General features: G+C 42.0%; 8 protein-coding genes. All 8 read right to left on the reverse strand.

Annotation, left to right across the window (positions count from 1 at the left end):
- Positions 1-7 precede the first annotated feature (7 nt).
- Positions 8-1,327, reverse strand: coding sequence for an NAD(P)/FAD-dependent oxidoreductase (locus tag AC04NP_RS22825; RefSeq protein ID WP_482862274.1), 1,320 nt, complete (start codon positions 1,325-1,327; stop codon positions 8-10).
- A gap of 110 nt (positions 1,328-1,437) precedes the next feature.
- The gene (gene uvrA, locus AC04NP_RS22830; RefSeq protein WP_482862275.1) at positions 1,438-4,317 is read right to left on the reverse strand and encodes an excinuclease ABC subunit UvrA; all 2,880 of its coding nucleotides are present in this window, start codon (positions 4,315-4,317) and stop codon (positions 1,438-1,440) included.
- A gap of 85 nt (positions 4,318-4,402) precedes the next feature.
- Entirely contained in the window at positions 4,403-5,461 is a 1,059-nt protein-coding gene (locus AC04NP_RS22835) for a lytic transglycosylase domain-containing protein (protein WP_482862276.1), read from the reverse strand.
- Positions 5,462-5,463: 2 nt separating this feature from the next.
- Positions 5,464-6,219, reverse strand: a complete 756-nt coding sequence (locus tag AC04NP_RS22840) for an LOG family protein (RefSeq protein WP_482862277.1) — start codon at positions 6,217-6,219, stop codon at positions 5,464-5,466.
- A 164-nt stretch (positions 6,220-6,383) separates the two neighbouring features.
- Complete coding sequence (locus AC04NP_RS22845) at positions 6,384-7,295, reverse strand: TIGR01777 family oxidoreductase (RefSeq protein WP_482862278.1); 912 nt, start codon at positions 7,293-7,295, stop codon at positions 6,384-6,386.
- Positions 7,296-7,379: 84 nt separating this feature from the next.
- Entirely contained in the window at positions 7,380-9,365 is a 1,986-nt protein-coding gene (locus tag AC04NP_RS22850) for an OmpA family protein (RefSeq protein ID WP_482862279.1), read from the reverse strand.
- A gap of 142 nt (positions 9,366-9,507) precedes the next feature.
- On the reverse strand, positions 9,508-10,140 hold the full coding sequence (locus AC04NP_RS22855) for an OmpA family protein (protein ID WP_482862280.1): 633 nt from the start codon (positions 10,138-10,140) through the stop codon (positions 9,508-9,510).
- Between the two features lie 261 nt (positions 10,141-10,401).
- Entirely contained in the window at positions 10,402-12,672 is a 2,271-nt protein-coding gene (locus AC04NP_RS22860) for a patatin-like phospholipase family protein (RefSeq protein ID WP_482862281.1), read from the reverse strand.
- Between the last annotated feature and the right edge of the window lie 75 nt (positions 12,673-12,747).

Consider the following 12,747-nt stretch of genomic DNA (forward strand, 5'->3'; position numbering starts at 1 on the left):
CAGTAAATCAGATCACAGACACTTTTTCCTGCTGTTTTTTCTTTTCCGGATTTCTGATAAAAGGCCGAATGATCAACCTTGTACCCCGGTCGTAGGTGAAGTAATTCCACAACCAATTGCTGAAAACCACCAATTTATTTCTAAATCCGATAATAGACATTAAATGGACGAACATCCAGATAAACCAGGCAAACAACCCGCTGAACTTTATACCTTTCAAATCCACCACAGCTTTATTTCTTCCAATGGTGGCCATCGATCCTTTATCCAGGTATTGAAAAGGTGAGGGTGCTTTTCCTTTCTTTAAGTGGCACAGGTTTTTGGCCAGCAGTTTACCCTGCTGCATGGCTACGGGTGCCAGCATAGGCAATCCATTCGGAAAGCTTTTACTTTTTTGCAGTGCAATATCGCCTATGGCAAAAACGTTTTCGTAGCTTTTAACCTTGTTAAACTCATCGACCATAATTCTTCCATTGGCTATGACTTCCTCAGAAAGGCCATCAATCATGTTACCGGTAACCCCTGCTGCCCAAACGAGTGTTTGACTGGGAATTACCATACCATCATCCAGATGCACAAATTTCCCGTCAAAGGCCTTTACTATGGTGCCGAGCTTCACAGTCACGTTAAAACGCTTTAGAAAGTCATAAGACTTTTTGCTTGCAGTTTCAGACATTCCGCTTAGCAACCTCGGTTGTCCTTCGACGAGGTAAATATTCATTTTTTCAAAATCCAGCTCTTTATAGTCATTGGGCAAAACATGCATTTTCAGTTCACCGAGCGCCCCGGCTACTTCCACGCCGGTTGGCCCACCCCCTACGATAACAAAGTTCTTAAGACTTTGCCGCTCTTCTTTATCGGTGGTCATGATTGCTTTCTCAAAATTCTGAAGGATTTGGCTCCTTAAATCCAGCGCCTGAGGGATTTGCTTTAAAGGAAATGCTTTGTCAAACCTTTCTTCCTGGCCAAAATAATTTGTTTTGGACCCTACAGCTATTACAAGGTAGTCATATTCCAACTTCCCGATAGTGGTATCGATCATATTTTTTTCAGGAATAATCTCACTCACCAAAGCCATTCTGAAATAAAAGTCTTTATAATGTTGCAACAGCTTCCTCAAAGGGCCTGCTATGGAATCAGGCTCGAGCCCTGCCGTTGCTACCTGGTAGAGAAGTGGTTGAAAAGTATGATAATTATGCCTGTCAAGCAGCACTACCTGAAAACCTTTATTTTTCAGTCCCCTCGCAAGTTGTATTCCCCCGAAGCCCCCGCCGATAATTACGATTCTTTTTTTGGTGGAAGATGGAATTCTTATTGAATAGTTCAAGTTATTTTGCAATTTTTGATGAAAAAAATATCAGAACCATAAATAAAAACGAAATCGGAATAAGATAGTTGTGGCATGTAATTTTTAGGTGAGGATTTCTGATTTTTAGTTTATCTGCCCAGTTCTTCTTTCAAAAACCTAGCGGTGTGGCTGATTTTATTTTTAATCACCTGCTCGGGGGTTCCGGAAACTACCAGTTTTCCTCCGCGGTCGCCTCCTTCCGGGCCAAGGTCGATAATGTAGTCGGCAACTTTTATGATGTCCAGGTTGTGTTCTATGATTAAAACCGTGTTTCCTTTATCCACCAGCTTATTGACGACGTGAAGCAGGTGTTGAATATCCTGGAAATGTAACCCGGTGGTTGGTTCGTCCAGAATATAGATGGTTTTCCCGGTATCTTTTTTAGAAAGCTCAGTAGCTAATTTGACCCTTTGTGCCTCCCCACCGGATAAGGTGGTGGCATGTTGTCCTAAGGTGATGTAACCTAAACCGACATCATTGAGGGTCTGAATCTTTCTCAGGATTTTGGGCAAGTGCTCAAAGAAGCTCACTGCTTGCTCAACGGTCATTTCCAGGACATCGGCGATAGATTTGCCTTTATACCTGATTTCCAGGGTCTCACGGTTGTATCTTTTCCCCCGGCAAGTTTCACAGGGTACATGCACATTGGGCAGGAAGTCCATTTCAATAAGCTTCATGCCGGCGCCTTCGCAGGTTTCGCATCGTCCTCCCTTCACGTTAAATGAGAACCTTCCGGCTTTATATCCTCTTATTTTGGCCTCTGGCAGTTCCTTATAAAGTGCCCTGATATCAGTAAACACACCTGTGTAGGTGGCAGGATTGGAGCGTGGAGTACGACCGATAGGGGACTGGTCGACTTCGATCACCTTGTCAATATTTTCTATCCCGTCAATCGATTCATACGCAAGTGGGCTCCTTTTGGCACGATAAATCCGCTGGCTTAAAATCGGAAAAAGGGTGTCATGAATCAAAGTGGATTTGCCGCTTCCCGATACACCCGTTACGCACAGTAATTTACCAAGGGGAAAAACGACATCTATGTCCTTAAGGTTGTTACCTTTTGCTCCTTTTAAGGTAATTGATTTTCCGTTTCCCTCCCTCCGCGAAGCAGGCACCTCAATTTGTTGCCGGTTATTTAAAAATTCGGCTGTAATACTGTCGTTTTGAATGAATTGGTCGGGGCTCCCTTCTGCCACTATCTGCCCCCCATGAAGACCGGCACCCGGGCCGATATCTATAATGTGATCCGAATGCAGCATCATATCCTTATCGTGCTCTACTACAATAACTGAATTCCCCAGATCCCGAAGGGATTTCAGCGCATCAATCAACTTAATATTATCTCTTTGGTGTAAACCGATGCTCGGTTCGTCAAGTATATACAAGACACCTACCAGTTGGGTGCCGATTTGTGTCGCCAACCTGATCCGCTGCGACTCTCCACCGGAAAGTGTCTTTAATGGCCGGTTCAGATCCAGGTAATCAAGTCCGATGTTCAGCAGAAAACCGATCCTTTTTCTGATCTCTTTTAAAACCTCAGCCGCTATCCGGTTTTGGCGTTCGTTGAGCCTGGACTCAAGACCGATAAACCAATCATGCAATTGGTTGATGTTCATACAAGCCAGTTCGAATATATTTTTCCCGTCAATTTTAAAGTGAAGTGACTCTTTTTTTAACCGGGCACCTTCGCATTCCGGACAAACTTTGACATCTGTAAAATCACTGATCCATTTTCTGATATTTTCAGAGCCACCTTCCTTTTGTTTTTCAAGAAAGCTGATGATTCCTTCAAACTTAGTATGCCATTCTGTTCCGGGATATTTGACCGACTGCACCGCCACACTAATATCCGATCCATATAGCAACGTTTCCAATACATTTTCAGGGATATCTTTCAAAGGGGTGGATAAATTGAGTTGATGCTTTTTAAGCAAAGATTCGATCTTTTTAAAAATCCATATGTCCCGGTATTCGCCCAGGGGTGCGATACCACCACGGCTTATACTTAGTTCGGGATTGGGAATGATGGACGTTTTTGTAATTTCTTCGATGACGCCCAAACCCCTGCAGCTTGGACAGGCCCCGTAAGGGGAGTTAAATGAGAAGGTGTTGGGGGCAGGTTCGTCGTAAGCTAATCCGCTCTTTGGATCCATCAGGTTTTTGGAAAAATGACTGGTATCCCCCGCTTCATTAAGTACCATCATGACGCCCTTACCGTGATTTAAGGCCGCTTTCACCGATTGGCCTATGCGGTATTTGTCTTTGTCCTGTACTTTGATGCGGTCAATGACAATTTCTATATCATGGATCTTGTAACGGTCTACCTGCATTTTGGGTGCAAGGTCTGATAACTCGCCATCGACCCTTACTTTAGTAAAGCCTGACTTCCTGATTTGCTGAAACAATTCCCTGTAGTGTCCCTTACGACCTTTGACAACCGGCGCCAGCAAAATAAGTTTTTTATGATGGAAATTGCCTATGATATGGTCAACTATCTGGTCTTCAGACTGCCTGATCATTTTTTCTCCCGTCAGATAGGAAAAAGCCTCAGAAGCCCTTGCATAAAACAATCTTAAAAAATCATATATTTCCGTAACCGTACCTACCGTGGAGCGGGGATTTCGTGAGGTGGTTTTCTGCTCAATGGAGATTACCGGGCTAAGCCCATTGATTTTGTCAACATCCGGCCGTTCAAGGTCGCCTAAAAATGACCTGGCATAGGCGGAAAAGCTTTCCATATACCTTCTTTGTCCTTCAGCATATATGGTATCGAAAGCAAGAGAAGATTTACCGCTTCCACTGATACCCGTTACCACTACCAGCTTGTTCCGTGGCAGCACAAGGTCGATATTCTTAAGATTATGCTCCCTGGCACCAAATATTTCGATTTTATCAAAACCTGTGGGGTCAAATCCATTTGAGGGTGCTGTAGAAACATTTACAGCCGGATTTTTTAATTTTGATGTCATTTGGTTGGGCCTTTCATGATTGTGAAGGCGTAAATATAATAAGGAAATACGTTAAAGATAAAGACCTTTCAATATTCAAATCCTGTTATTCAGGTCTTGTATTAAGGCTTTGTAAATCCTTTGGAGATCCGGCCTGTTCATCCTTTTCCTCTGATAGAGCCAGATCGCCTGTATAAAGGATTTTTTGATTTTGATATTGTGCAATTAAATCATCTGAAACGCTCTCCGGTACGGCAATGATGTAGCCATCTTTTCTTCCTCGTACCGTAAGCTTCTTTGCCCTTAGCCAGGGGTTATGCAATTTCAGGGTTTTATAATTGATTCCCAATGAATTGGAAAAATCTACCAGACTCGGTATTGTCTTTGTGATTTTTATCTCTTTTAAAGGGATATGATGATACAAGTGTTCCTGGGGTATTTCATATCCGTAACGTTCGGGGTTTTCCATAATTTCTTTCAGGGCCAGGGCGCGAAAAACGTACCTGGCGGTTTCGTGATTTAAAAGCAAGTCATAATAGGAGTCTACCTTTTGCTCTTTAAATCTTTTGCTCAGGCCATAAACGCCCATGTTGTAGGAAGCCGCGGCGCTGGTCCAGCTCCCAAGTTTCCGGTATGCCTTCTTAACGTACCTGCAGGCAACCTCGGCCGACTTGGCGGGGTGGTACCTTTCATCGACTTCATTGTTTACTTCCAGCCCCCACTCTTTGGCAGTGCCACCCAGTAATTGCCAGAAACCAACTGCCTTTTTGGGGGAAACTGCATTGGTAAGTGAGCTTTCTATGACAGCCAGGTATTTAAAATCCTCAGGGATCCCATTCTCTTGCAGGATGGGTTCTATGATGGGAAACCAGCGGTTAGCCCTTTTGATCATAAATACTGTACTGGAGTTCCAATAAGTATTGACATGAACCTCCCGGTCAAATCGCTCCCTTATATCAGGGTTATGAACAGGTACCGGTTCTCCTGCAAAATTCAAATCTTCAGGAATATCAAAAGTGTATACCTTATATTTAAGTGGTTTTACCTGAGAGACTGCCTTCTCCCGGGGTGGAGTAACCTCGCCCCGGAAATAACTGTCATAAAAGATATAACTTAACAATAAGATAATAACCGAACCCAACAGCAAATTTTGTCTCTCTTTCACTTTTAAAAATTTGGTGATAATAAATACTTTGAATAAAAATCATCAATCACTTTCACAGCCTCGGTAGCGTCATCTACCAGGTTAACCAGATCCAGATCCTGTTCATCGATATTCTTCTCAAACAACATCACATTTCTGATCCAGTCAAACAAGCCATTCCAGTACTTTCTTCCAACCAAGACAATAGGAAACCGCCCTATTTTCTTGGTTTGAATTAAAGTCATCGCTTCAAACAATTCGTCCAGGGTGCCGAATCCTCCCGGCATTACTACAAATCCCTGTGCGTATTTTACAAACATTACTTTTCTTACGAAAAAGTAGTCAAACGTGATTAATTTATCTGGGTCGATATAAATATTATGGTCTTGCTCAAAAGGAAGGATAATATTCAGACCAACCGATTTTCCATTTTCATTCCTCGCGCCTTTGTTCCCGGCTTCCATGATGCCGGGACCTCCACCAGTTATCACACCATAACCGTGCCGAACTAGTTTTCCGGCAATTTCTTCGGCCATTATGTAGGATTTATGGGTTTCTTTTGTTCTGGCAGAACCAAATATAGAAACACACGGACCAATCTTGGCTAATTTTTCAAATCCTTCTACAAACTCCGACATCACTTTGAATATCACCCACGAATTAGAGCTTTTTATCTCATTCCAGTCACGGTCTTTAAAAGCCTGCCTGATTTTATGCTCCTCTTCTACTTTGTGAAAATAACTTGTGTTCTCTGCTAACTTGTTTTTCCTATTATCCATCTTAATACATTTTAATTCAACCGCTCCGAAGTAAGGATATTTAAAGTTGGAATTATTCAGCAAAAATTGAAAGCCCAATGGTAGCTAAATATTACACTGGTAATAACAATTTTTCACATCCATACTTAATTTTAGAACGATTTATACCCCTTGGGTGTTTTGGACTATTCGGCCAATAAATCATCCAGCGCCAGGGAAAGCTCCGGGAATTGGAACTCGAATCCGGCCTTTTCAATTTTTTCACTTGATACATGAGCGCCGCCAAGTATCAAGCCAGACATTTCTCCCATCGCCAAATTAATTAAAAACCCTGGGACATTTGGGAGAAAACAGGGTTTATTTAATGATTTTGCTATGGCTTTGGTAACCTCTGCGTTGGTTTTTGCATGAGGGCTTACGGCATTGTATACACCATGCAAATCAGTGTTTTCAAGTGGAAAAATTAACATGCTGCCAAGATCCGATTCATGGATCCAACTCATAAACTGTTTTCCGCTTCCAAGTGGCGCACCTAATCCGTATTTTATGGGCTGTGCCATCTTCACTAACGCTCCACCTGAATTACTTAGTACAATTCCTATTCTGAATTTTACGGTGCGTATCCCCAGGGCTGCAATTTTATCTACCTCCTGCTCCCAGGCCGCGGTCACCGACGCCAAAAAATTAGTAGCATGGGGCCCATCTTCATGAAACACTTCTGCATCCCGATCATTGGGGTAAATACCAATGGCTGAAGCTGATACAAATACCTTCACCCGATGATCGGATTTTTGAAGCGCTTCCAGCAAAAGACGGGTGGACTTTGTCCTGCTTTCGAGGATTACCTGTTTGTAAGAATCCGTCCATTTTTTATCTGCTACTCCTGCACCGGCAAGGTGAATTATGGCATCCACCTTATTCAAAGCTGCAGGGTCCAGGTAATTTTTTTCCAGATCCCAGACAAAAGTTTCGAGGTTTTTCCCGGGTTTTTCAGATCTGCTCACATGGGCCACTTGATAACCGCCCTTCAACAAGAACGCTGTGATTTTTTTCCCAACAAGGCCTGTGCCACCGGTTATCAATACTTTTTTAATCATTCGAAAACAATTTAACTGATTACATCAGATAAACCCCTTAAACCCCAATTGGTTTGAGGAGCCGATCAGGATTGTTAAGCAATTTTATGGGTTTTTCTCCAGGATAATCAGTTCTACCCGCCGGTTTTCTGCACGTCCCTCATCGGTAGCATTTGTGGCAACAGGACGCGACTCACCATATCCTACCGGAGACAATCTTTCTTTTTTAATGCCATTTTTCAGAAAATAATTATAAACGGCGTCGGCCCTGCGCTGTGAAAGCCCAAAGTTATACTCGTCGGTGCCTATCCAGTCCGTATGACCGGCAATTTCAAAGGTCATATCCGGATTCTCATGCATTAACTCCAACATTCTGTTTAGTTCCGGGAATGACTCTTTTTTCAGCACTGATTTATCAAAATCAAAAAAGATATTATTCAACCTGAATGGTACTCCTACCTCCATAGGTACCAGGTAGAGATCCCTTTCTATTTCCTTGTATTCTTTCAAATCTTGTAAATCAATATTTTCGCTTAATGGTACAAAACCTTCCTTCATAGCTAAGAAACCATAATTTGAGCCAGCCGGTAGCAGAATTTGATATTCGCCCGTAGTCGGGTCGGCATTGGTGTATCCGACTTCAACACCCGTATCCAGTTGCTCATAGATAATTTTGGCGGTAATCGGCTCATTGGTTTTGGCATTAATTACTTTGCCTTTCACCAGGATTACCGGTGCCGGTTTATAGACCACGGGTATTTTCAGCCGGTAAATATCCAGGTCGGTATTTACATGGCCCCTCGAATAATAGGCATATTCACCCGATGGCGTAATCATAAAAAACTGATCGTCGTCCGGAGAATTGATGTCAGGCCCCAGATTCTGAGGAACCGTCCAGTTGGTCCATGAGTCATCCAGCCTCCGGCTAATGAACAAATCATCTTTTCCATATCCGCTGAAACCTTTGGACGAAAAGTAGATTGTTTTGTCATCTGCAGCCAGGTAAGGGCTTGATTCTTCCGCAGCACTGTTTATCACAGGACCCATGCTTACCGGTTCGGACCAGGTGCTGTCTTCTTTTAAGAAGCTGACGTACAGGTCCCTGTCGCCATAGGAGTCATCTCTTTCGACAGCAAGTATGAGTACCTTCCTGTTATTGGCCATGAAATAATTGGCTTTGGGAGAATAATTGTAATCGTTTTCTATTTCAAAATTCTTCGGTTCGCTCCAGCCGTCTTCAATCCTGGTACTGATGGAAACACCCGATGACATCTTGCCATTTTCGTTGTATTTATTGCCAAGCACCAACATTACGGAGTTACCATCAGGGGTAATAGCACTTACAAAATTAGGGTGTTTATTGTTGAGTGGCCGGCTAAGGTTGACGGCTTTGGTCCATTCACCGGTTACTGTATCCAGCCTTGAAACCCAGATGTCCTCTTCATCGCTGGTTCCGGCAATATTATCGGGATGATTTCTTCTGCTGAAATATAACTCTTTGCCATCTGGAGAAATAAGCGGTCTCAATTCCTTGTAGGGGCTGTTGATACTGTCGTTTAGTTTTTCAGGAATAATACCTTCCTGTATATCTTCAGCCACATTTATTTTTGCTTCGACGGGTACTTTCGACCCCGATATGCCAATGGCGTCAATACTAAAATAGCCTTCAATCGTTTTACCATCAAACACCACTTTAACAGCGCTCACATTATATGGGGTTTTATCGATGAAAATGGTCAGCATCCTGCCGTTCATTGGCTTGCTTTCCGGAGTCAGGGTAAAAACCAGGTATTCTTTATCATCTGTATCATACACATAGACCTCCTTAACTGTCGAAGGATTATAAGACTCACCAATGGCAATTTGTTCAACAGGCATCGGTTGGTCGAAACCTACCTTGATAAATTCCTGGCGATTGGGTTTAGAGGGAGTCCAGGCAGTTGGATTTTCACCACCACTGGGTAAGGCCGTCGGTCTGCCTAAAATTTGATTTGCTGAAAACTGAACGCTGGTTAATTCCGATGAAAACTCAATTACTTTCGTAGCCCACTGAATTTCCTGAGATTTGACTTGAAAAATTGGGACTAGCAAAAGGCAGAAATAAAACTTCCTTAACATAAAATTGGATATCTTTTAGGGTGATACTCCCAAAAATATAAAATATACATTATTAATTTGCCAGTAAGGAAATTATATTTTAAAGCTTAAAAACAAAAAATTACAGAATTCTTTGTCAAATATTCAAAATTCTTACCTCTACCCTGCGGTTTATCCGTCTTTTTTCATCATCTGCCTCCCGTGAAAGTGGTTGGCTGCCCCCAAAGGCTTTTAACTTAATTTTTTTAGCTTTTACACCCTTATTTACCAGGTATTCCTTCACCGCCTCTACCCTGGATTGTGATAATTTCATGTTCAAAGAAGCCCTTCCCTTGTAGTCGGTATGGCCTTCCAATTGAATTACCATGGAGGGGGTTTTTTTCATGATTTCTACCAGTTGGTTTAACTCGGCATAGGATTCAGAGGTAATACTGGTTTTGCTTTGCTCAAAGATCAGGGACTTTAGCCTAAGGGTTTGCCCCACTCCGGTTGGCACCATATAAAAGTCCCTGAGTATGCGATCTACATCCTCCGGTTTTTTTGTATCAATTACCTCGTTTTTAGATAAATATCCATCTGCAGTTAAAGTGATAGTATATTTATAGGATTTCATCAATGTAAGCCTGTAGTCGCCTTCATTGTTTTTGACTTTTGAAATTCCAACATTTCCACCATAAGGAAGCCGGAAGAATCTTAGTTGTGCCTGTACCGGTTTCTTGGTTTCCGCATTTAAAACCTTGCCAACCAGATTGATCAGAGTGTCCTGCATTAACCCCGGCTTTTTTTCAAAATCATGTAAAGCCAACGCTGATTCTGAGGCACTTATCATCAGGAAAAACAATAGCCCTCGGAAAAGCACAATTTTCCTTGCAGACCTAAAAACCCAGGTTCCCGGTAAAATGCACTTCATTCCCATAACCTAAAAATACAGATTGGTGCCACATTATCGTATTTAAATAAGGTGAGAACATTACAGCCAATATTAATTGAAGGATATTATAAAAAAAGGATTAGGAAAATTGAAAAAGTCCTATTCAGTAGATCTTTTATTATATATTAAATAGCCTATATGCAATAGTGCGCCTAACCTTTTCTGTGAATCATCATAATAATTGAGGCTTAAGCTGATGGGCCCCAACGGACTTTTATATACCCCTGAAATGCTGCCTGTCAGGTAAATTTTTGTTAACTCATCATCAAAAGTTGCTTCCTGGTTGCTGGTTTCTACTATTGCCCGTATCGGCTTATAGGCATAACCTTCAATTCTCAGATCCAGGGACCTGTTGAGGTTGAACACATTCCTTATACCTCCGGCCACATAATTAAAAGCACGAAAATTTCTCAAAAACAGGGTTCTGCTATCCTGTAAAGGATAAAAGGCGGGAGAATTTGCCAGGGTAGCGGTATAATTAGCAAAAAAGGGCTGATTGGAAAATACCGACTCAAGATAAAACCCATAATGAAACCAGCTTGCTTTAAAATATTTTTCAGCGGTAAGTTTAAATCTGAACCATTCCCTTTTCTTTCTTTGCAATGATGCTACCATCGAGGTGGAGCCTGGTTCATAATTCTCACGGGCATTGAAATAATCGATGTTTAAACTGAAGGCAGAGCCCGCATCCGGATATTGTTTGCGATTAAGTGTGCTTCTGGAATAGCCTACACCATATCTGAAACCTTTGAAATTCAAAACATCGAGTGTGTCGGAAGTAACCAGTTCCTGTTTATTGCTAAATTTGTCTGTATTGTTAAAAAACGCTCCCTGCAATAAAACTTTTCCTTTCGTTCCGGCAGCAACACCGATGTTCAGGCCATATTTTCTGTCGGTTTGGTCGAGCACCGTGGTCGGGTTTCCTCCGAGGACCAAATCCTGGGCGTCAATATAGTTCCAGGTATTTATCGTAAACTCAGGCTCCAGATAAAACAAATTTCTCGAAGGAACATTAAATCGTGGTTTAGCCTGGATCGATTGGTGAAACCTTCCTGTATAAAAATTAAGGCTATAACTGTTAAGAAAAGCGCTAAGGTGATTATATTCCAGGCCCAGGTATATCTGGCTGATGCTGCGTGTCGATATATTACCGCCCAATTCTACTTTAAAGTTCTGCATTCTCCTGGCCGAAATTTCCAGATCAAACAGTCCTGTGGACTCATTGTAGACAATGTTTGGGAAAATATTCTTAAAATAGTTTTCAGAAACAAGCTTATAATACCCTGATTTGATGGCCTCCAGATTCAGTTTTTCCTCCTTAATATTAAACAGTTTCCGTACATACTTTCTTTGTGGCGCATTAAATCCTATCAGGCGGACTTCACCGAAATACAAGGGCTTGAAATCACTTTTAAAGTGATTTCTTTTCCTGGCCACTTCCTCAACTGTAACTTCCCTCTTTATCTTATCCTTTATTTCGGCGATCTTTCTCTGGGCCATCACATAACCGCTGTCAATGATGGCCCTGGCATTTTGAAAATCAAGTGATGAGTTATTGGCGAGGTCGGGTTCTATATAGATACCATTTTCACCGACCACTGTGGGATCTGATTTTTCCAATAAAATGAAAGCCAGGGACTCGGCCAGTATCTGGTCATCTTCACGGTACGGATAATCTTCAAATTTGGTGTTGGCAACATTTATAGCAATGACATAATCGGGATTGAAATCTTCTTCGGCCACATTCACCGGGAAATTATTATAAATACCGCCGTCAAACAAATACTTTTTGTTGATACGGATTGGCCTGTAAAAGAGGGGAACTGTCATGGTAGCCCTGATCGCTTTATTTAAAAAACCGCTTTTCAACACTTCCACCTTTTGGGTAAAGACCTCGGCTGCCACCGCCCGGTAAGGTACCATGAGACTATCAAAATTATAATGGGCCTTTTCAGAGGCTTGGGCCAGCATTTCTGCGAAAACAAAATTGATAGCCAGATCACTGGCCAGATTGGTGTTAAGTGAGGTGGTAAAAGCAGAATCTACTGACAAATCAAGTGTCAACACTGAAGGGTTTACATCACGCTGTGAATAAAAATAGGCATATTTATCCCCCAAAACGCCTCTTAACCATTGCTGAAAATAAGATTGGGTTACAATTTCTTCTACTTCTACCATGGAATAGCCTGCGGCGTACATTCCTCCAACAATGCCCCCCATAGAAGTGCCTACTACATAATCTATTGGGATATTATTTTCCTCCAGGGCCTTAATAGCGCCAATATGGGCTAATCCCTTTGCCCCTCCTCCACTTAGCACCAAGGCTACTTTTTGACCCTGTGATACGGCAGGGTTTAATAATACAGCCACAAGGGCAAAATACCAGAACCGCACGAACAATTGATTTAAAAATACCTTCAATAAATCTAAACAAAAAAAGCAAGA

The sequence above is a fragment of the Agaribacillus sp. DX54 genome (assembly GCF_056858335.1).

Excerpts from the sequence above, each read along its gene's own strand:
- uvrA (WP_482862275.1), bottom strand. The coding sequence starts at position 4,317 with ATGACATCAAAATTAAAAAATCCGGCTGTAAATGTTTCTACAGCACCC.
- AC04NP_RS22840 (WP_482862277.1), bottom strand. The coding sequence starts at position 6,219 with ATGGATAATAGGAAAAACAAGTTAGCAGAGAACACAAGTTATTTTCAC.
- AC04NP_RS22845 (WP_482862278.1), bottom strand. The coding sequence starts at position 7,295 with ATGATTAAAAAAGTATTGATAACCGGTGGCACAGGCCTTGTTGGGAAA.
- AC04NP_RS22855 (WP_482862280.1), bottom strand. The coding sequence starts at position 10,140 with ATGCAGGACACTCTGATCAATCTGGTTGGCAAGGTTTTAAATGCGGAA.